Origin of the sequence: Stackebrandtia nassauensis DSM 44728, assembly GCF_000024545.1 — a bacterium.
Lineage (GTDB): Bacteria > Actinomycetota > Actinomycetes > Mycobacteriales > Micromonosporaceae > Stackebrandtia > Stackebrandtia nassauensis.
In genome coordinates this window covers 4,859,712-4,879,365 of the sequence record NC_013947.1, presented here as the reverse complement: position 1 = coordinate 4,879,365, position 19,654 = coordinate 4,859,712, and the positions used below count along the sequence as shown (strand labels likewise).

Annotated in this window: 18 protein-coding genes; 10 read left to right on the top strand and 8 right to left on the bottom strand. The window is 68.4% G+C overall.

Annotation, left to right across the window (positions count from 1 at the left end):
• The first annotated feature begins 40 nt into the window (after window positions 1-40).
• Both SNAS_RS22590 and SNAS_RS22585 read left to right on the top strand, forming a co-directional pair.
• Window positions 41-1,192 carry a sensor histidine kinase gene (locus tag SNAS_RS22590; protein WP_211207219.1) on the top strand — a complete coding sequence of 384 codons (1,152 nt, stop codon included), beginning with the start codon at window positions 41-43 and terminating at the stop codon, window positions 1,190-1,192.
• Window positions 1,189-1,791 carry a response regulator transcription factor gene (locus SNAS_RS22585; protein WP_013019787.1) on the top strand — a complete coding sequence of 201 codons (603 nt, stop codon included), beginning with the start codon at window positions 1,189-1,191 and terminating at the stop codon, window positions 1,789-1,791. The genes SNAS_RS22590 and SNAS_RS22585 overlap by 4 nt, the downstream gene beginning before the upstream one ends.
• 151 nt (window positions 1,792-1,942) lie before the next feature.
• On the opposite strand, the gene SNAS_RS22580 is transcribed toward SNAS_RS22585, so the two are convergent.
• Complete coding sequence (locus tag SNAS_RS22580) at window positions 1,943-2,992, bottom strand: nicotinate-nucleotide--dimethylbenzimidazole phosphoribosyltransferase (protein WP_013019786.1); 1,050 nt, start codon at window positions 2,990-2,992, stop codon at window positions 1,943-1,945.
• 68 nt (window positions 2,993-3,060) lie between these two features.
• Between SNAS_RS22580 and dapF the strand changes: the two genes are divergently transcribed.
• Window positions 3,061-3,876 (top strand): diaminopimelate epimerase, encoded by an 816-nt coding sequence (gene dapF, locus SNAS_RS22575; RefSeq protein WP_013019785.1) that lies wholly within the window; start codon window positions 3,061-3,063, stop codon window positions 3,874-3,876.
• A 22-nt stretch (window positions 3,877-3,898) separates the two neighbouring features.
• On the opposite strand, the gene SNAS_RS22570 is transcribed toward dapF, so the two are convergent.
• Together SNAS_RS22570 and SNAS_RS22565 are read right to left on the bottom strand one after the other, a co-directional pair.
• Window positions 3,899-4,273 (bottom strand): VOC family protein, encoded by a 375-nt coding sequence (locus SNAS_RS22570; protein ID WP_013019784.1) that lies wholly within the window; start codon window positions 4,271-4,273, stop codon window positions 3,899-3,901.
• 30 nt (window positions 4,274-4,303) lie between these two features.
• On the bottom strand, window positions 4,304-4,708 hold the full coding sequence (locus tag SNAS_RS22565) for an MmcQ/YjbR family DNA-binding protein (protein ID WP_013019783.1): 405 nt from the start codon (window positions 4,706-4,708) through the stop codon (window positions 4,304-4,306).
• Window positions 4,709-4,823: 115 nt separating this feature from the next.
• On the opposite strand from SNAS_RS22565, the gene SNAS_RS22560 reads away from it, so the two are divergent.
• Together SNAS_RS22560 and SNAS_RS22555 are read left to right on the top strand one after the other, a co-directional pair.
• The gene (locus SNAS_RS22560) at window positions 4,824-5,342 is read left to right on the top strand and encodes a SigE family RNA polymerase sigma factor (RefSeq protein WP_013019782.1); all 519 of its coding nucleotides are present in this window, start codon (window positions 4,824-4,826) and stop codon (window positions 5,340-5,342) included.
• Window positions 5,339-6,325, top strand: a complete 987-nt coding sequence (locus SNAS_RS22555; protein WP_013019781.1) for a hypothetical protein — start codon at window positions 5,339-5,341, stop codon at window positions 6,323-6,325. The genes SNAS_RS22560 and SNAS_RS22555 overlap by 4 nt, the downstream gene beginning before the upstream one ends.
• 65 nt (window positions 6,326-6,390) lie before the next feature.
• Here SNAS_RS22555 and SNAS_RS22550 read toward each other — a convergent pair whose 3' ends face one another.
• Window positions 6,391-7,821 carry an NAD-dependent malic enzyme gene (locus SNAS_RS22550; protein ID WP_013019780.1) on the bottom strand — a complete coding sequence of 477 codons (1,431 nt, stop codon included), beginning with the start codon at window positions 7,819-7,821 and terminating at the stop codon, window positions 6,391-6,393.
• A gap of 86 nt (window positions 7,822-7,907) precedes the next feature.
• On the opposite strand from SNAS_RS22550, the gene hflX reads away from it, so the two are divergent.
• Together hflX and SNAS_RS22540 are read left to right on the top strand one after the other, a co-directional pair.
• Complete coding sequence (hflX, locus tag SNAS_RS22545; RefSeq protein WP_013019779.1) at window positions 7,908-9,308, top strand: GTPase HflX; 1,401 nt, start codon at window positions 7,908-7,910, stop codon at window positions 9,306-9,308.
• A gap of 82 nt (window positions 9,309-9,390) precedes the next feature.
• Complete coding sequence (locus tag SNAS_RS22540; protein ID WP_144300603.1) at window positions 9,391-10,818, top strand: SdiA-regulated/phytase-like domain-containing protein; 1,428 nt, start codon at window positions 9,391-9,393, stop codon at window positions 10,816-10,818.
• A gap of 6 nt (window positions 10,819-10,824) precedes the next feature.
• Here SNAS_RS22540 and lexA read toward each other — a convergent pair whose 3' ends face one another.
• Window positions 10,825-11,484, bottom strand: coding sequence for a transcriptional repressor LexA (lexA, locus tag SNAS_RS22535; protein WP_211207478.1), 660 nt, complete (start codon window positions 11,482-11,484; stop codon window positions 10,825-10,827).
• A 406-nt stretch (window positions 11,485-11,890) separates the two neighbouring features.
• Here lexA and nrdR point away from each other — a divergent pair, with 406 nt between their 5' ends.
• The 3 genes from nrdR (at window position 11,891) to SNAS_RS22520 (ending at window position 16,632) form a co-directional block, all read left to right on the top strand.
• Window positions 11,891-12,361, top strand: a complete 471-nt coding sequence (gene nrdR, locus SNAS_RS22530) for a transcriptional regulator NrdR (RefSeq protein ID WP_013019776.1) — start codon at window positions 11,891-11,893, stop codon at window positions 12,359-12,361.
• A 135-nt stretch (window positions 12,362-12,496) separates the two neighbouring features.
• On the top strand, window positions 12,497-15,337 hold the full coding sequence (locus tag SNAS_RS22525; protein WP_013019775.1) for a vitamin B12-dependent ribonucleotide reductase: 2,841 nt from the start codon (window positions 12,497-12,499) through the stop codon (window positions 15,335-15,337).
• Window positions 15,338-15,480: 143 nt separating this feature from the next.
• Entirely contained in the window at window positions 15,481-16,632 is a 1,152-nt protein-coding gene (locus SNAS_RS22520; RefSeq protein ID WP_013019774.1) for a phospholipase D-like domain-containing protein, read from the top strand.
• Between the two features lies 1 nt (window position 16,633).
• Here the strand turns inward: SNAS_RS22520 and SNAS_RS22515 are convergent, their stop codons facing one another.
• Genes SNAS_RS22515 through SNAS_RS22505 form a run of 3 tightly spaced genes read right to left on the bottom strand, consistent with a single transcriptional unit; the run spans window position 16,634 to window position 19,653 of the window.
• Complete coding sequence (locus tag SNAS_RS22515) at window positions 16,634-17,335, bottom strand: FHA domain-containing protein (protein ID WP_013019773.1); 702 nt, start codon at window positions 17,333-17,335, stop codon at window positions 16,634-16,636.
• A 24-nt stretch (window positions 17,336-17,359) separates the two neighbouring features.
• A complete protein-coding gene (locus SNAS_RS22510) occupies window positions 17,360-18,637 on the bottom strand; it encodes a VWA domain-containing protein (RefSeq protein ID WP_013019772.1) in 1,278 nt (425 codons plus the stop codon).
• Entirely contained in the window at window positions 18,634-19,653 is a 1,020-nt protein-coding gene (locus SNAS_RS22505; protein ID WP_013019771.1) for a protein phosphatase 2C domain-containing protein, read from the bottom strand. The genes SNAS_RS22510 and SNAS_RS22505 overlap by 4 nt, the downstream gene beginning before the upstream one ends.
• Between the last annotated feature and the right edge of the window lies 1 nt (window position 19,654).

The following is a 19,654-nucleotide window of genomic DNA, read 5'->3' as shown; positions in this document are numbered from 1 at the left end:
CATGGCCGCAACGACCGGAACCGGGCTACGCTGCGCAGCCGTGAGGGAGCTTCAGCTGGCCCGGTTCCGGGTTCCATCGTGGGCGGCCATCGACCGGTTGCCGGGTTCGTCGGCGTCGCGGACGATCCGATTCCTGGCGGTGGTGGGTGGTCTGACGGTGGTCTGTGCCTGGGTGTCGGCGTACACCGTGCCGGAGCCGGGAACCGGCATGCCGCGAAGCGTCGGGGTCGCGCTGTGGGTGGTCTACACGGTGAGCCTTTTGGTGCTGCCGGTCCGGCTGTGGCGCTCAACGCTGTGGCAACGGCTGGCCATGAACCTGTGGCTGAACCTGCTGGGCGTCGCGATCCTGTTCGCGTTCTGGTTCACCGACATCCTGGTGTTCCTGTTCTCCATCGCCGTGGCCGCCGTGACCCTGCCGATGCTGATGGCGGTGAGCCTCAACGGCGTGGTGCTGGGCGCGATGTTCGCGCTGAGCGTCACGGTCGCCGACAAGGAGATGTCGGGGGCCGACATGGCGGTGCTGATATCGATCGCGATCAGCGCCACCGTGACCGGACAGCTGATCCGGACGGTGAACCAGCTGCGCGAAACACGGGCCGAGCTGGCACGGCTGGCGGTGGTGAACGAACGCAACCGCTTGGCCCGTGACCTGCACGATGTGTTGGGGCACAGTCTGACCACGATCTCGGTGAAGGCGGGGCTGGCGCGACGGTTGCTGGAGTCCGGAACCGACGACAGGGCGAGGCTGGTCGCCGAAGTGTCCGATTCGGAGCGATTGGCTCGGCAGGCCATGACCGAGGTGCGCGCGGTGGTGTCGGAGTATCGGACGAGCCTGCGGACCGAGCTGGCCGGGGTCGCCGAAGCACTTGACGCGGCGGGGATCCGGGCGGTGCTGCCATCCGTTGTGGACGTGGTTCCGGGGGAGTGGCAACCGGCGTTCGCCTACGTGCTGCGGGAGGGCGTGACCAACGTGATGCGGCATTCGCGGGCCAGCGTGTGCGAGGTGCGCGTCGGTCCGAACTGGATCGAGGTCGTCGACGACGGTCGGGGATCGTCGGACGGCAAGCCCGGCAACGGCATCACCGGGCTACGCGAGCGATTGGCGGTCGTCGGCGGCACCGTCACCGCGGGGCCGCGACCCGATGGTGAGGGTTTTCGATTGCGGGCGGTCGTGCCGGGAGGCGCTGAATGATCAAGGTACTGCTGGCCGACGACCAGGCGCTGGTGCGCGGCGCCATGGCCGCGATGCTCGGTCTGGAGACCGATATCGAGGTGGTGGCCGAGGTCGGGACCGGGGACGAGGTGCTGCCCGCCGTGGCGCGGCTGCGTCCCGACGTCGCGCTGCTGGACGTGCAGATGCCCGGCGACGGTTTGAGCGTCGCGGCCCGGCTGCGGGACGAACACCCGACGGTGCGGGTCATCATCTGCACGACGTTCGGGCGGCCCGGTTACCTGGCGCGGGCGACCCGGGCGGGAGCGGCGGGGTTCGTCGTCAAGGACACCCCGCCCGAGCAGCTGGTCGAGTCGATCCGGCGGGTGCACGCGGGGCTGCGGGTCATCGATCCGGCGCTGGCGGCGGAGTCGTCGGTGCTGGGGACGTCGCCGCTGACCGAGCGGGAACGGCAGGTGCTGTCGGCCATCGCCGGGGGCGGCACGATCGCCGACGCGGCCAGGCGGCTGTTCCTGTCACAGGGGACGGTGCGCAATCACCTGTCGTCGGCGATCGGGAAGACGGGCACTCGGACGTCGGCCGAGGCGGCGCGGCTCGCCGACGATCGCGGCTGGCTGTAGCCGAGCCTGCGGCTGGGGCGGCACAATCGCCGCCGTGAGCCGTGAGCCGTGAGCCGTGAGCCGTGAGCCGTGAGCCGTGAGCCGTGAGCCGTGAGCCGTGAGCCGTGAGCCGTGAGCCGTGAGCCGTGAGCCGTGAGCCGTGAGCCAGCGGCTAGTCCTCGCTCTTGTCCTCGACCGTTTCGTCGTCAGCGGCGGCGCCGTCGTCGGTTTCCTTCTCCGGCTCGGGTTCCGGCTCCGGTTCGGGCTCAGGGAACGGGAGCTCGTCGAACAGCCGCAGCGTCTGCTGCAACAGCGGGATAGCCTGCATCGCCGCGCAGCCCTCGCCGACATCGACGCCAAAACCGATCGGCTCGGCCATGCCCGTCTGGCCAGCGACCCGCTCCACCACCGGGTGCGGGATCCGGTCGGGGGCGTAGCACCACTTCGGGGCACCCAGCGAGAAGTCCCGCGACACCAACGCGGCGGCCGCCGCGACCGGCCCGTCGATGAGCATCGGGGTGCGACGGATCGCCGCGGCCACGATGATCCCGGTCAGCGTCGCCATCACCGGACCGCCCAGTTCGGTCAGCATCGTCTGGGCCTTGCGTCCCGGACCGCCCAGCCGGGTGAAGGCGTCGCGGATGGCCGCGGTGCGGCGCATCCAGGCGTTGTCGTCGATGACGCCGCCCGGCAGTCGCAGCCGGGGCGACAGCTCGACGGGCGGAATCCGGGTCAGGTGCGCGGTGACGGCGATGGCGGCCGTCCGGGTGCCCGGTCCGAGACCACACAGGACGAGCAGGTCGGCGCCGGAGTCGATGCTGGCGTCGGCCGCCTGCTTGCCGATCTCCAGACACTCCAGATACTGGTCCTCGGACAACACCGGGCCGGTCTCGGCGGCGGCGCCCGTGACGGTCTCCAGCCGCCGCAGCGACACGCCCGCCCGCTCGGCCAGCCGGGTCAGGATCGACTCGTCGGCCGGATCGTCGGCGTACGCGAAGTCACCGTCGTGACCGCCGGACACGATCAGGCCCGTGATGTCGCGAAACGGCCGGGGCGCGTCGGTGCCCTGCACCCGGCCCGACCAGGCGATGGCGGGGGTCAGCGTGCCGAGCCCGGTACCGGGGACGAGAGCCTCGACCAGCCGGTTGGAGGCGCGGGTGGCGTAGGCGGCGTCGGGGAACGGGACCCTCGCGTCGGCGAATACCGAATTGTCGTCGTTCACGACGACAGAGACTAATCCCGCAGCCGACTCGCCGTGTCACTGCCCAAGCGAGGAGGCATGATTGCGGGGTGACCGACTTCGCCAAGGGCTCCGCCACGGCCTTCTCCAAAGGGCACGGGACCGGCAATGACTTCGTCATCCTGGCCGACCCGGACAACGCCGCCCCGCTGACCAACTGGCAGATCGCCGACCTGTGCGACCGCCGCAGCGGCATCGGCGGCGACGGGCTGCTGCGGGTGGTGCGGTCCGCCAAGCACCCCGAGGCCGTCGAACTGTCCAGCGAGGCCGAATGGTTCATGGACTACTACAACGCCGACGGCAGTGTCGCCGAGATGTGCGGCAACGGCGTGCGGGTCTTCGCCCGCTACCTGCTCGAGCACGACCTCGCCGAACCCGGCGACATCCCGCTGGCCACCCGCGCGGGGCTGCGGACGGTCAGCTGCGTGGGTGACGAGTTCCGCGTCGACATGGGGCCCGCCCGGTTCGAGGGGGCATCCGAGGCCATAGTCGACGGACGCCGCTACGCGGGAACCCGTGTCTCCATGGGCAACCCGCACCTGGTGTGCCGCGTCGACGACCCCTACACCCTGGACCTCCACAAAGTACCGGCGGTGGACGCCCAGCTGTTCCCGACCGGCGTCAACGTCGAGTTCATCACCGGCCCCGCCAACCACATCACGATGCGCGTCCACGAACGCGGCGTCGGCGAGACCCGCTCCTGCGGCACCGGCGCGGTAGCCGCCGCCGCGGTGGCGCTTGGCGGCGTGGGCACCTGCACCGTCGACGTCCCCGGCGGCACGCTCACCGTCACCGTCTCGACGGACACCACAACGCTCACCGGCCCCGCCGTCATCGTCGCCGAGGGCCACACCAACCTCGTGTGAGCCTGACGGAACCGTCGCGCGGTTACGCGTCCAGCTTGGACATCAGGACGATCCGGGTGCCGTCGGGATCGGCGACCTCCGCCATCCGCTCGCCCCACGGTTGGTCGACGGCTGGCGACAGGATCACCGCGTGCGCGTCCCCCAGGCGCTTCAGGGCCGCGTCGACGTCGTCGACGTACACGCACAGGCTGAACACGCCGCTGTCGCGATTGCGTCCCGCGGTCTCGGTGTCCTCGCCGATGCCCAGCGACGACGAACCACAGCGCAGGGTCACGTACATCGGCTCGCCCTCGGCCGGGAACTGGTAGTAGACCTCCCCGCCCAGCAGATCCCGGTAGAACCCGAGCGCGCGCTTCAGGTCGGGCGTCGTCAGCATGGGAAAAGCCTCGGTGATCACGCGTAACTCCCTTCGATGAGTGGCGGGCCGTCAGCCCTGGGACTCGGCCTCGCGGGCCCGGAACTGGCTGGCTACCCGCTTGGGCGCCCGCGTGAACCACGCGTCGGTGACGACCTCGGTCAGCTCCGCCACGTCGATGTTGTCCAGATGGATGAGGATCGCCGGATACCCGTCGAAGTGCGGGATGGTGAAGTAGACCTTCGGGTCCTGTTCGATGAGGGCCTCGCGTTCGCCGAGGTCAGCGACCCTGGCGGCGAGGATCGGGCCGTCGGGGGCGGACTCGCCGAGGGCCTCGCGGTCGGTGCCGCGCAGCGGGCGCTCCCACACGAACAGCTTGTCCTTGACCCGCCACGCGGCGGTGCCGTCGTAGCTGGAGCGTTCGGTCGTCTCCGGCAGCGCCATCGCGATGCGGCGCACGTCGTCCCAAGTCGCCATGCCGCGACGCTACCCCCGGGCTGTGACAACATACGGTCATTCGCTCAGCCGGGCGTCCCAAACCGGTGTCCGGCCTGTCTTCCTGAGTGAGACTCGACCGACAGGAGGACACCATATGAGAGTCCGACACGACGCGGAGTTCCAGGAGTACGCGAGATCCAAATTGGATTCCATGCGGTACTTCGCCTACTTGTCCTGCGGCGACTGGCATCGCGCCGAGGACGCCGTGCAGGTGGCCTTCGTGAAGCTGTACGCCGCCTGGGGACGCGCCGCGCGCGAATCCCTGGACGCCTACACCCGGCGCATCGTGGTGAACGTACTCATCAACGAGGGCAGACGATTCCGGTTCCGGCGGGAACACCTGGACGACGACCCGGCCGTCCCGGTGACCTGGGACGGCGACGACCGCTCCGACGACCGGATGGTGCTGCTGCAGGCGCTGTCGGGACTGCCGCGCCGACAGCGCATCACGCTGGTGCTGCGGTTCTGGGAGGACCTGTCGGTGGAGCAGACCGCGGCGATCATGCGCTGCTCGCCGTCCACCGTGAAGAGTCAGTCCGTCAAGGGCCTGGCGGCGATGCGCGATCGGCTTTCCGGCAGCTTTCCCACCCTCCCGAAAGGAGCGACGGCATGAATGACGCGATGCTGCGACTGTTCGCCGAACACGAGAAGATCGACGGGCCGCCGCTGGGCGTGTCCTCCGAACAGCTGGCCAAACGCGGCCGCAGGCGGCTGATGGGCCGCAACCTCGGCTTCGCCGGTGGCCTGACCGCCGCCGTGGCGCTGGCGGTCGTGGGAGCGCTGACGCTGTCGAGCGCGTTCGTAGTGGCCGACGCCCCGCCGGGAACCGGGAAGGAACAGCCCGAATACCCGCTGCCGGACCTGCCCAAGCCGCCCGACGGGCAGCGATACGCCTGGGGGTACCAGGACGGCGACAAGTCGTCCCCCGACGCCGACGAGTACGGCAAGGCCTTCACGGAATGGTTCAACGACAACGGAACCGACCTGGAGAAATGGCCGGGCATGGCCGTGAACCACCGGCTGCTCTACCGCGGGTCGACCGAACTCAACAACTGGAAAGTCGTCGACGACAGCATTCCGTACTACGGAATCGCCACCGTCAGCCTCACCGATCCCGGCGGCGACCCCGAGGTCGAATGGGACGAGATCGTGACCGACCGGGTCCGCTACGGCGAGGCGAACGACCTCGGCTTCAAGGTCTATCCGCGTGGCAGTTTCGAATCGGGAGCCGGAGACACGTTCGAACACCTCGCGACCTGCACCGACGGTCTGACCCTTGAAGCGACCTCGGCGGAGACCGTGGTGTCGAGGGCCGCGAGCACCCAGGATCTCGAACCCGACCACACCTGCGACGAGTCGACCGGGCCCGGCGGGGAGCGCATTCTTCGCATCCACACCGAATGGAAGACCGACGGGGGCTTCATGCCCCGCCAGGACAACCGGGTGATCGTGATCCGCGCCGACGGCACCGCCGTCGACGTCGACACGTACGTGTACCGCGACGATGAGACCGACGCCGGGAACAAGCTGGGGCTGAGCCTCGACGAACTCACCGACCTGGCTCTGGCCATGCCGGACGCGACAGTCAAGGACTGAACCCTCCCCGAAACCCGACGGTGGCGGGCCCGCACGGGCCCGCCACCGTCGGCTGTCGTCTCAGCTCAGGACGCCTCGCCGTTCCCGTTGTCGCCGTTGACCGGCTCGGGGCGCAGCACGTTCTTGACCGCCTGCGCCACCGCCGGGGCCACGTGCGGGTCGAAGACGCTGGGGACGATGAACGAGGCGTTGGCCTTGTCCGCGCCCACGACGCCCGCGATGGCGTCGGCGGCGGCCAGGGCCGCGTCGTCGCTCCAGCCGGTGGCCTGGGCGTCGAGCATGCCTCGGAACACTCCCGGGAAGGCCAGGACGTTGTTGATCTGGTTGGGCTGGTCGCTGCGGCCGGTCGCCACGATGGCGGCGTGTTCGGCGGCTTCGCGGGGGTCGATCTCGGGGTCGGGGTTGGCCAGGGCGAACACGATCGGGTCGGTGGCCATCCTGGCGATGTCGTTGCCGGTCAACAGGTTCGGGGCGCTGACGCCGATGAAGACGTCGGAACCGGCGACCGCCTCGGCCAGGGTGCCGGAGAAGTTCTCCCGGTTGGTGCGCTCCACCAGGTCCTTCCACGCCGAGGACAGGCCCGGCATGCCCCGGTACAGGGCCCCGGGACGGTCGCAGGCGATGACGTCGCCGATGCCGCGCTTCAACAGCAGGTTCATGATGGCGGTTCCGGCGGCGCCCGCGCCCGACACCGTCACGCGGATGTCGCCGAAGTTCTTACCCACCACGCCGAGCGCGTTGGTCAGCGCCGCGAGCACCACGATGGCGGTGCCGTGCTGGTCGTCGTGGAAGACCGGGATGTTGAGCCGGTCCCGCAGCCGGGCCTCGATCTCGAAACAGCGGGGCGCGGCGATGTCCTCCAGGTTGATGCCGCCGTACACCGGGGCCAGGGCCGCGACGATCTCCACGATCTCGTCGGTGTCCTGTGTGTCCAAACACACCGGCCAGGCGTCGACACCGGCGAACTTCTTGAACAGCGCCGCCTTGCCCTCCATGACCGGCAGCGCCGCCTCCGGGCCCAGGTTCCCCAGCCCCAGCACCGCCGAACCGTCGGTGACGACCGCCACGGTGTTGCGCTTGATCGTCAGGCGCCGGGCGTCGTCGGGGTTCTCGGCGATCGCCGAACACACCCGCGCCACACCCGGGGTGTAGGCCATCGACAACTCGTCCCGGTTGCGCAGCGACACCTTCGGCGTCACCTCGATCTTGCCGCCCAGGTGCAGCAGGAAGGTCCGGTCGGAGACCTTGCGCACCGTGATCCCCGGCAACGACGCCAACGCGTCGGTCACCCGCTCGGCGTGCGCCGAGTCCGAGGTGTCGCAGGTCAGGTCGACGACGACCCGCTTGTGGTCGCTGGAGACCACGTCAAGGGCCTTCACGATCGCCCCGGCCTCACCCACGGCGGTGGTGAGGCGGCCGATGGCTCCCGCGTCGGCGGTCAGCGACACGCGGACAGTTATCGAAAAACCGGCACTGGGCAACTTGGCCACAGACATCTTCGCTCCTTTGCGACTCAATTCAACCCAACACTCAACCACATACCTGGATGCGAAACCGCCGGTGGCGTGTCAGGCTTGAGACGATGCCAACGAATGACACTGAACTCCCTGACACGGGCCAGCTCGCTCTCGAAGAGCGGCACGCGCTGCGCCGGGTCGCCGGGCTGTCCACCGAACTCACCGACGTCACCGAGGTCGAGTACCGCCAGCTGCGGCTCGAGCGGGTCGTCCTGGTGGGCGTGTGGACCAAGGGCACGCTCACCGAGGCCGAGAACTCGCTCGCCGAGCTTGCCGCGCTCGCCGAAACCGCCGGATCGCAGGTCCTGGACGGGCTCATTCAGCGGCGCAAGAGCCCCGACCCCGCCACCTTCGTGGGACGCGGCAAGGTCGACGAACTGACCGAGGCCGTCACCGCCTCCGGCGCCGACACCGTGATCTGCGACGGCGAACTGTCGCCCAGCCAGCTGCGCAACCTGGAGGCCGAGATCAAGGTGAAGGTCATCGACCGCACCGCCCTGATCCTCGACATCTTCGCGCAGCACGCCACCAGCCGCGAGGGCAAGGCCCAGGTCGAGCTCGCGCAGCTGGAGTACCTGGTGCCGCGGTTGCGCGGTTGGGGTGAGACCCTGTCGCGCCAGGCCGGTGGCCGCGCCGGTGGGGCCGGCGGCGGTGTGGGTCTGCGTGGTCCCGGTGAGACGAAACTGGAGACCGACCGGCGCCGCATCCGCACCCGGATCGCCAAGCTGCGCCGCGACATCGCGAAGCTGCGCACCGTCCGCGACACCAAACGCTCCTCGCGGCGCCGCCACTCGGTGCCGTCGGTGGCCATTGCCGGTTACACCAACGCCGGGAAGTCGAGCCTGCTCAACCGGCTCACCGGCGCCGGGGTGCTGGTCGAGGACGCCCTGTTCGCGACCCTGGACCCCACGACGCGACGGGCCCGCACCGGTGACGGCCGCGACTACACGCTGTCCGACACCGTCGGTTTCGTGTCGCACCTGCCGCACCAGCTGGTGGACGCGTTCCGCTCCACCCTGGAGGAGGTCGCCGACGCCGATCTGATCGTGCACGTCATCGACGGCAGCCACCCCGACCCCGGCGCCCAGGTGCGGGCGGTGCGGGAGGTCCTCAACGACGTCGGCGCCGACGCCGTGCCCGAGGTGCTGGTGGTCAACAAGATCGACCGGGCCGGTTCCGAGGCGCTGCTGACGCTGCGCACCGACTGGCCGGACGCGGTGTTCGTGTCCGCCCACACCGGCGAGGGCGTCGACAAGCTGCGCGACGTCATCGAGGAGCGGCTGCCGCGACCGGCGGTCCCGCTGCTGGTGTGCGTGCCCTACGTGCGCGGCGACCTCGCCGCCCGGGTGCGGCAGCGCGGCCAGGTGCGCTCCATCGACCACCGCGGCGACGGCACCGTCATGGACGTCCTCGTCGACGAGGCCCTCGCGGCGGAACTGGCGCCCTTCGTCATCGACACCCCGTGACCGGGGCGGGCGACCAGCGGCCATTGGTACCATCGCGGTTTTTGACAATGAATGCGAGACTTACCGCGTGGAGCATGGTCAATTGACGAGTGATGTACGCAGGTGGGCGGCGGCGATCACCCTGGCGGGTCTCGTGGCGGCGGCGGTGGCGCTGCCCGCACCCGCTTTCGCCAAGGACCCCAAACCCGGCAAGAAACTGTGCGAGGTGTCGGACGAGGCGCTGGGCGAACTGTCGGGCCTGGTGGCCACCGACAACGGTTACGCCGCCATCGGCGACGGTTCCGACGGCAACGTGACGACGGTGGACGTCATCGCGCTGGACGACAACTGCGCCAGCACCGGGCAGAACATCTCCGGCCAGGTCGAACCCTCCGACCCCGAGGACCTCGCCGTCGACGGCAAGGGCAACTACTGGGTCGCCGACACCGGCGACAACGACGGCGCCCGTCCCAGCATCGCGCTCCACAAGGTCACCCCCGACGCCCAGGTCTCCACCTACCGGTTCACCTATCCGGACAACGCGGTCGACTGTGAGGCGCTGCTGATGCAGCGCGACGGCACCCCGATCTTCGCCACCAAGGAGCTGGGCGTCTCCAACCTCTACGCGCCCGAGGGCGAGCTCGACCCCAACGGCGCCGAGGCGCCGCTGAAGAAGGTCGGCTCGGTCAAGATCAAGGCCACCAAGACCAAGGGCGGACCCGAGGAGATCAACGGGATCCCGCTGGGCGACGCGCCGTCCAGGTTCGTCACCGGCGGCGCGGTGTCGCCGGACGGCAAGAAGGCCGTGCTGCGCACCTACACCGACGCCTACGAGTGGAAGGTCGAGGGCTCCGACGTCGCCAAGTCCATCAAGGACGGCAAGCCCGCGATCACCCCGCTTCCCGAAGAGCCGCAGGGCGAGGCCATCACCTACACCACCGACGGCAAGAAGTTCGTCACCGGTTCGGAGATCGGCAGCGGGACGGCGCCGGCACTGTGGAGCTACACTCCGGCCAAGGCCGCGTCCGGTTCGGACAAGAAGAAGGACGACGAGGCCGCCCCCGAGAAGTCGTTCCTGGACACGATCATCGACACGCTGGGCCCCAACGGGATCCTGTGGGCCGTGGCCGCCGTCGGCGTGATCGGCCTGATCATGGTCATCATCGGCGGCCGGGTCATCTGGCGGGCCAGGCGCAACAAGGCCAACGCGCACTCGCTGAGGGAGTCGCTCGACAAGGACCAGCAGGACGGCTACGAGCGGCCCCGGTACCGCGACCAGGACGACGGTTTCGGCGGCGGCAAGCTGTTCGAGCCGGTGTCAGGGCACCGGCAGGACGGCTACCAGGACGACTACTACGACGAACCCCGCAGTGGCTCGGTCTACGGCGGCCATGACGATCCGCGCAGCGGCAATGTCTACGGCGGACACGACGACCCGCGCAGCGGCAACGTGTACGGCGGTGGCCGTCCCGGGCGGGATCGCCGTGACGACGAACCCAACTCCGGAACAGTCTATGGTGGACGGTACTGACGCGGCTCAGATGCGCCGCATCACCGCGACCACCCGGCCCAGGATCTGAGCCTCGTCGGCCGGGATCGGGTCGTACATCGGGTTGGCGGGCAACAGGACCACGTGCCCGTCGCGCCGCTTGAAGGTCTTCACCGTCGCCTCGCCGTCGATCATGGCGGCCACGATCTCACCGCTGTGCGCCTCGGGCTGCTGTCGCACGACCACCCAGTCGCCGTCGGTGATGGCGGCCTCGATCATCGAGTCGCCCTTGACCTTCAGCAGGAACACGTCCCCCTCGCCGACGAACTCGGCCGGCAGCGGGAACATCTCCTCGACCCGCTCCTCGGCGAGGATCGGGGTACCGGCGGCGATCTCACCGAGCACCGGAACGTACTTGGGGGCCTTGCGCAGGCCCTCGGCCTCGCCCGAGCTGCCCGGGCGGATGTCGACGGCGCGCGGCCGTCGGGCGTCCTTGCGCAGGAAACCCTTGCGCTGCAACTGGTTGAGCTGGTACGCCACACTGGACGCCGAAGCGAGCCCGACGACGTGACCGATCTCGCGGACGCTGGGGGCGTAACCGCGATCGGCGACAGAATCACGAATGCACGACAGGATCTTGCGCTGACGGTCGGTCAGGGTCGCCTCGTTCGCGTCCGAGGCGAGGTCATCGGTGGCGTCGGGAACTATGGTTTTGGCCGGAGAACTGGCCACGTCTTCCTCCTTGCGAGCCCGGCTTTGGCAAGCCGGAGATGGTCACCGGGTGTTTGTCGCCGGAAGTCACTGTAAACCATTTTCACCGCGAAGTGAAACAATAGTTCGAAAGTCTGGTTCGTGGCTTTCGGCGACCGGGTGCGGAACTTGTCGGTTGGGGGGTTAAGGTCGACCGCGTGTGCGCAAGGAGGGGTGCCACGCGGTACCAACTGACAGTACCAAGGTGGGCGCACGGCGTTTATGAGACGGTGCGAACACCCGCCCGATCGTGCGAATCGCTTGCATTTTGATCTTGCGGGGCATAGGCTCGGGGCACAACATATAGTGGTTACACTGATGTAGTCCAACCAGGGCTTGTGGCGGGTGAGGAGCTGATGCGTCGATGAGGTGTCCGTACTGCAAGCACCCCGACTCACGCGTCGTCGACTCCCGTGAAGCCGAGGACGGGCTGCTGATCCGGCGTCGCCGCTCCTGTCAGGAATGCGGAAAACGATTCACCACTGTGGAGGAATCTATCCTGGCGGTCGTCAAACGCTCCGGTGTGACCGAACCGTTCAGCCGCACCAAGGTCGCCTCCGGCGTCCGCAAGGCCTGCCAGGGACGGCCGGTCGACGACGACGCGCTGGCGGTGCTCGCCAAACGGGTGGAAGACGAGATCCGGGCCAAGGGGATGGCCGAGATACCCAGCAACGAGGTGGGCCTGGCGATCCTGGGACCGCTGCGCGAACTCGACGAGGTCGCCTACCTGCGTTTCGCCAGCGTGTACCGGTCCTTCGAGTCCGTGGAGGACTTCGCGGCCGAGATCGAGGCGCTGCGCGACAACCGCGAGACCGGGGCCGAAGCAACCCAGTAACAACGCGAAAGAGGGGGAGACACACGACAGGACACGGGGGAGTCGTGTGCGCGAAACAACGTGAACTTGACAGGCAGATACCGACAGTGGCGCTCACGGGCGCGTAGTGATGAAACAGTAGGAAGGGACAGCGACATGACCGACACAACCGACACCGCCGCCACACCCGGAAGGACGAAGGCGAAGGCCAACGGCGCCGCCCAGCGCAAGGGCCTCAAGGTGTCTCGTGTGTTCACAACGGAGGGAAAGCACCCCTACGACGAGGTCACCTGGGAACGCCGCGACGTCGTCATGACCAACTGGCGCGACGGCTCGATCAACTTTGAACAGCGCGGGGTCGAGTTCCCGGAGTTCTGGAGCGTCAACGCCACCAACATCGTGACGTCCAAGTACTTCCGTGGCGCCGTGGGCACCGAACAGCGGGAGTCCAGCCTCAAACAGCTGTTGGACCGGGTTGTCAAGACCTACCGGGGTGCGGGGGAGCAGTACGGGTACTTCGCCAGCCCCAAGGACGCGCAGATCTTTGAAGAGGAACTGACCTGGCTGCTGCTGCACCAGTACTTCAGCTTCAACTCGCCGGTGTGGTTCAACGTTGGTACGCCTGACCCGCAACAGGTCTCCGCCTGTTTCATCCTCAGTGTCGACGACACCGTCGACTCGATCCTGAATTGGTACCGCGAAGAGGGCCTGATCTTCAAGGGTGGCTCCGGCGCCGGACTCAACCTGTCCCGAATCCGCGCCTCCAAGGAACTGCTGTCCTCCGGAGGTAACGCCTCCGGTCCGGTGAGCTTCATGCGCGGTGCCGACGCCAGCGCCGGAACCATCAAGTCCGGCGGCGCCACCCGTCGCGCGGCCAAGATGGTCATCCTGGACGTCGACCACCCCGACATCGAGGAGTTCATCGACACCAAGGCCCGCGAAGAGGACAAGGTCCGGGCGCTGCGCGACGCCGGTTTCGACATGGACCTCGGCGGCAAGGACATCGTGTCGGTCCAGTACCAGAACGCCAACAACTCCGTGCGCGTCACCGACGAGTTCATGCGTGCCGTGGAAGCCGGTGGCGACTACGCGCTGCGGGCCCGCCTCGACGGCAGCGAGATCGAGCGGCTCGACGCCAAGACCGTGTTCCGCAAGATGGCCCAGGCCGCCTGGGAGTGCGCCGACCCGGGGATCCAGTTCGACAACATCATCAACGACTGGCACACCAACCCGGAGACCGGCCGCATCACCGGCAGCAACCCGTGCAGCGAGTACATGCACATCGACAACTCCTCGTGCAACCTCGCGTCGCTGAACCTGATGAAGTTCCTCAAGGACGACGGGTCCTTCGACGTCGAGCTGTTCACCAAGGCCGTCGAGTTCGTCATCACCGCCATGGAGATCTCCATCTCCTTCGCGGACTTCCCGACCGAGGCCATCACCAAGAACACCAGGGCCCACCGCCAGCTGGGCATCGGCTACGCCAACCTCGGCGCGCTGCTGATGGCCTCCGGATTCGCCTACGACTCCGACGAGGGCCGCGCTGTCGCCGCCGGGATCACCTCGCTGATGACCGGTGTGTCCTACCGTCGCTCCGCTGAGCTGGCGGGCGTCGTGGGACCGTACGACGCCTACGCGCTCAACGCCGACGCCCACAAGCGCGTCATGCGCAAGCACGCCGCCGCCTGCGACAACGTCAAGACCTACGGCGTGATGGACCGCGAGATCCTCAAGGCCGCGGTCTCGGAATGGCAGAACGGCAACAACATCGGCGACAAGAACGGCTGGCGCAACTCGCAGGCCAGCGTCATCGCGCCCACCGGCACCATCGGGTTCATGATGGACTGCGACACCACCGGCATCGAGCCCGACCTGGCGCTGGTCAAGTTCAAGAAGCTGGTCGGCGGCGGTTCGATGCAGATCGTCAACCAGACGGTGCCCCGCGCCCTCAAGACGCTCGGCTACCAGACCGAGTCGATCGAGGCGATCACCGAGTACATCGCCGAGCACGGCCACGTCGTCGACGCGCCCGGCCTGCGCCCCGAGCACTACTCGGTGTTCGACTGCGCGATGGGCGAGCGCTCCATCTCCGCGATGGGCCACGTTCGGATGATGGCCGCGGCCCAGCCGTTCGTGTCCGGCGCGATCTCCAAGACCGTCAACGTCCCCGAATCGGCCACCGTCGAGGACTTCGAGGAGATCTACTTCGAGTCCTGGAAGCTGGGCCTCAAGGCGCTGGCGGTCTACCGGGAGAACTCGAAGGTCGGCCAGCCGCTGTCGGTGTCCAAGAAGGACACCGAGGCGGACGAGCCGGAGAAGGTCATCGAGTACCGCCCGATCCGCAAGCGGCTGCCGAAGAAGCGCCCCAGCCAGACCGTGTCGTTCTCGGTCGGCGGCGCCGAGGGCTACCTGACCGCGTCGTCCTACCCGGACAACGGCCTGGGCGAGGTCTTCTTCAAGATGTCCAAACAGGGCTCGACCCTGGCGGGCATCATGGACGCCTTCTCGGTGGCGATCTCGATCGCGCTGCAGTACGGCGTCCCGCTGGAGAAGTACGTCGAGAAGTTCACCAACATGCGCTTCGAGCCCGCGGGCATGACCGACGACCCGGACATCCGGATCGCGTCCTCGGTGGTCGACTACCTGTTCCGTCGCCTGGCGTTGGACTACCTGCCGTTCGAGACCCGCTCCGACCTGGGCATCCTGACCTCGGCCGAACGCGCCGCCGAGGTGCGCGGCGAGAACCCGGCCGCGGTCGAGTCCGACGAGGACGACGTGGACTTCGCGGCCCTGGCGGCCTCGGCCCCGATCGAGAAGGTGGTCCAGAAGCTGGTCGAGCAGTCGCCGCAGGTGGCGCACTCCTCGACCGAGGTGCTGGAGAAGTTGCAGGGCAAGGGCGCCGACGCGCCGCTGTGCATGACCTGCGGGACCAAGATGCGTCCGGCGGGCAGCTGCTACGTGTGTGAGGGCTGCGGCTCCACCAGCGGTTGCAGCTAGACATTTCGTGTGACGAGGACCGGCTGGGTACGAGCCCGGCCGGTCCTTTTCCATGGACGGGCTGTGGATCGACGTATTGACCTACAGCAAGCGCTTACATATCGTTGCTTGTCCGGTGTCCCTGTGCCCCCAAGGACAAGCTCATGAATCGTCGCTTCTGGACAGCCCTATCCGCCTTCGCTCTCGTCGCCACGGGTGCCGTGCTGGCTCCCGCCGTGGCCGCCAACGCCGAGGAACCCGAGACCACCGCTCCGCGCGCCATCCCCAAGGGGTGCAGTACGCACGGAGACATCGAGGTGTGTCTGTCCGATCCGACCACCGCCGACGGTGGCTCGGACAAACTGATCGAGAACCGGTTGCGCGAGCTGACCGCCTCGGCCAAGGAGGGCGACTCGATCCGGGTCGCCATGTACACCTGGACCCGCAAGGAACTGGCCGCCGAACTGGTGGCCGCCAAGGACCGGGGCGTTGACGTCAAGGTCGTGCTCGACGGTGTGAACAAACAGGACAACACCGGCGGGTACTCGACGCTGACCGCCGGGAAGGTGCCGGTGACGAACTGCGACCCGGCCTGCCTGGGCACGAACATCAACCACACCAAGTACTTCCTGTCCGAGATCGGCGGGACCAAGTCGGTGGTGGTGACCTCGTCCAACATGACCACCACCCAGACGACGCTGTTCAACAACCTGCTCAAGGTGGACAACGACGCGAAGCTGTACGGGTTCTACCTCGGCTTCTGGGAACGGATGAACGCCCAGTCCTGGACCCACGACGGCACCACCTGGGGCGACGGCGACAAGCAGATCGTCGGCGACTCCGGGGCCGCCGGATACGCGTACCCGCGCAAGGGCGACAACATGCTGTGGATGCTCGACAGCATCACCGACTGCTCCGCCGACGGGGACGGTGACGGCGACGCCGACAACACCGTGTGGGTGTCGGCGAGCCTGTTCACCTCACCGCGCGTCGGGATCCGCGACCGGCTCAACGCGCTGGAGGGTATGGGCTGCGACGTGCGCGTCATCGTCGAGAACACCGACACCGAAGCCTGGGTGGAGGCCGGTGGCCTCACCAAGTCCAAGGTGGTGACCGTCGCCAAGTCCCACAACAAACTGTTCATCGTGGACGCCAAGTACCTGGGCAAGTGGGACGAGGTCACGTTCTCCGGTTCCCACAACCTGACCGGGACCTCGCTGGAGACCAACGACGAGGTGATCCTGCGGGTGTCGAACCCCGAAGTGACGAAGCTGTACCAGGACTACCACTCAGGGCTGATCGGCAGCGTGTCCTAGTTCAGCCGAAGCTGACCGTCAGCGTCGTCCAGGCCCCCAGGTGGATCCGGTCGCCGTGGTTGAGCAGGGTCGGTGTGTTGGCCGGAATCGGTTCGGGCGCCATGTTGAGGTAGGTGCCGTTGGACGAGCCGACGTCGACGACGCACCAGCGGCCCTCGGCGTTGATGATCGCGGCGTGCGCGTGTGACACACCCGAGTCCTCCGGGGCGCCGGACAGGTCGATGTCGGGTTCGATGCCCCGGGAACGGCTGCGGCGTCCGATGAAGATCTGCGGACGCTCCAGTGTGAAGGTCCGGGGCGGATACACCGCCGGGAACATCAGCGTGCCCGCGTCGGGGCCGTCGTGGGACTGCATCCGGTCGAAGAACGCCCGATCGGCGGTGGCCGTGACCGTGATCCGCGCCGTGGCCATCGGCGGTGGCGGCGGCGGTTCGGGGGCGCGGTACTGCTGCTCGATCTCGTCGGTGGGTTCGTCCGCGTACTCGGGGTGGCGCGGATTGGGTTCGCCGCAGGCCTCGCAGTAGCGGCTCAGCCCCTGCTGGGTGTGGCAGTGCGAGCAGGTCCACAGCTGCACCTGCTGCTGCGGGGGCGGTGGCGGCGCGGGCTGGAACAGCCTGGTGGGAGTCGATTCGACCCGGCTGCCGCATTCCTCGCAGTACTCGAGGTGATCGTGCACCGAATGGCGGTTGGGGCAGGTCTTCATGTGGGCTCCCGTGCGGTTCTCGCGCTACTTACTGGACTTACGGACCGTCACCGTCTTCACCGACTCCACATCGGCCATTTCCAGGTCGACGGAGCTGACGGCCGATTTCATCTGGACGGTGCCGGTGTCCGGATCCACCTCCACGACCTTGGCCAACAGCCGGGCGGTGTTGTCGTTACCGGCCTCGGCCGCCAGGGCGACGGCGCGGCCGAGTCTGTCGGTAGCGGTGTCGGTGTCGCCGGACCGGGCGGCGGCGACGCCCTCCTGGATCGCCCGAGCCAGCTCGGCCTGTCCGGTGTGGAGCGCCACCTTGGGGTTGATGCGGGTCGACAGCATCTGGTCGCCGGTCCAGCGGGCGGTGACCATGTGCCGGATCAGTTCGGTGTCGCCGGACATCGCCGACACCCGGGCCGCGAGCCGGTCGTCGCCGACCTGGATCGGCGGCACCTCGACGCTGATGTGGAACTCGCGGGCCTCGGCTCCCCAGGAGCCGGTGGGGTAGTCGCCGGTCTTGTCGTCGAGTTCGCGGCGGCGCGAGGTCAGGTCGCTGATGTGCGGGCTCATCTGCTTGACGAAACGGATCCGGTTGCGGGCCGGGGTGAACACCCGCAGGTTCACGTCGGCGAGGGTCTTGGCGCGGGCCCCGTTCGTCAGCTGAGTGAACCGTTCCACCCACTCACGCGGCTCGGGCAGGCCGTTGGCCTCGCCCAGCAGGGTGTCGGCGATGTGCCGCACCTCGGTGGCGCTCCAGTCCTCGCCGATGCCGCAGGCGTCGCAGGTGAAGACGCCCTCGCAGTCGTCGAGGTGCTCGCGCAGTTCCTCCTCGGTCTCGTGCTGGTTGCGGCCGTCGGTCAACAGCAGCCCGTACTTGACGGCGGCGTCGGTGCCGGACAGGATCCGGGAGGTCTTCGCCAGCCAGGTGCCCATCGCGGTGCCGCCACCGGCCCGCAGGATCTGGACCCGTTTGACGGCGGCGCTGCGGGTGCTGGACTTCACTACGGCGGTGGTCTCGTCGTCGGGGTACACCATCTGGGCCTCGTCGGTGCCCTTGACGATCGCGAACCGGCAGCCCTCGTCCAGGGACTCGATGGCGGCGATGGTGGCGCGTTTCGCTTCGGCGATGCGGGAACCGGTCATGGAGCCGGAGCAGTCGACCATGATGACCTGCGCGAAATCGGCGGCGTCGGCGGTGACCGTGCCCGAGCCGTTCCCGGCGGAGGTGACGGTCACGATCGCGTCGACGATCGTGTCACCCTCGCTGAGATATTCGTTGTGGTCGATGTCGATGCTGAATCCGGTCATCCCGTGGAGCCTCTCGCCAGCCGGACGGTGGCGTCGCCGGGCATCGCCACCTCGCCCCCGGCCGGGAACTTCGCGATGGCCACCGAGATGTTGTCCTTGCCGCCCTGGTCACGGGCGCGTTCGGTCAGCGCGGTGGCCATGTCGACCGGGTCACCGGCGGGCAGCGGCAGCAGGTCGGCCGGTTCGTTCATGTAGCACGACAGGCCGTCGGAGCACACGATCAGCAGCCCCGGGCCGTCCGGGATGTAGGTGTGGGTGTTGGGTTTCAGCTCGGGGGAGTCGGCGCCCAGCCACGCGAGCAGGGCGTGCGCGTAGGGCGTGTGGTAGCGCGGGTCGTCGGCCGGGGCGTCGATCGCCCGCAGTCTGCCCACATAGGAGTCGTCGACGGTGAGGCATTCGGCGTAGTCGCCCGACACCCAGTAGGCGCGCGAGTCGCCGACCCAGGTCACCTCGATCTCGCTGTCGTTGACGACGGCCGACACGTAGGTGCAGCTGGGCGGATTGTCCTCAAGCCCGCTGCCCGCGCGGGCGGCCGCGGCGGCACCGGCGACCACTCCGGCGTGGCTGGCCTCGGCCGGGGTGTGCTTGTCCGCCAACGAGTTCAGGATCTCGGCGACGGCCGCCTCGCTGGCCGCCAGCGCCGCCAGCTCCCCGAAGGTGGACGAGGACACGCCGTCGCACACCACCGCGACACTGGTGCCGTCGTAGCGGCCGATGGCCAGCGCGTCCTGGTTGTAGTGGTGCCGTTTGCCGAAGTCGGTGGCGGCGCCGATCCGGGTCAGGTCCAGCTGGGTGCGGTCGGCGGTGGGATTCTGGCGACGACCGCAGTTGCCGCAGTAACCCTTGGCGTCCAGGTCGGAACTGCCGCAGTCGGCGCAGGCGGAGGTCTGCGAGGCCGAGGACATCCAGTGCCCCGGCGAGCCCGATTGGTCCAGGTCGCTTCCGCAGGCCTCGCACACCAGGTGGTCCGGCGCGGCCGGAGCGTCGCATACGGGGCAGGTCGGGCTGCTGTTCATC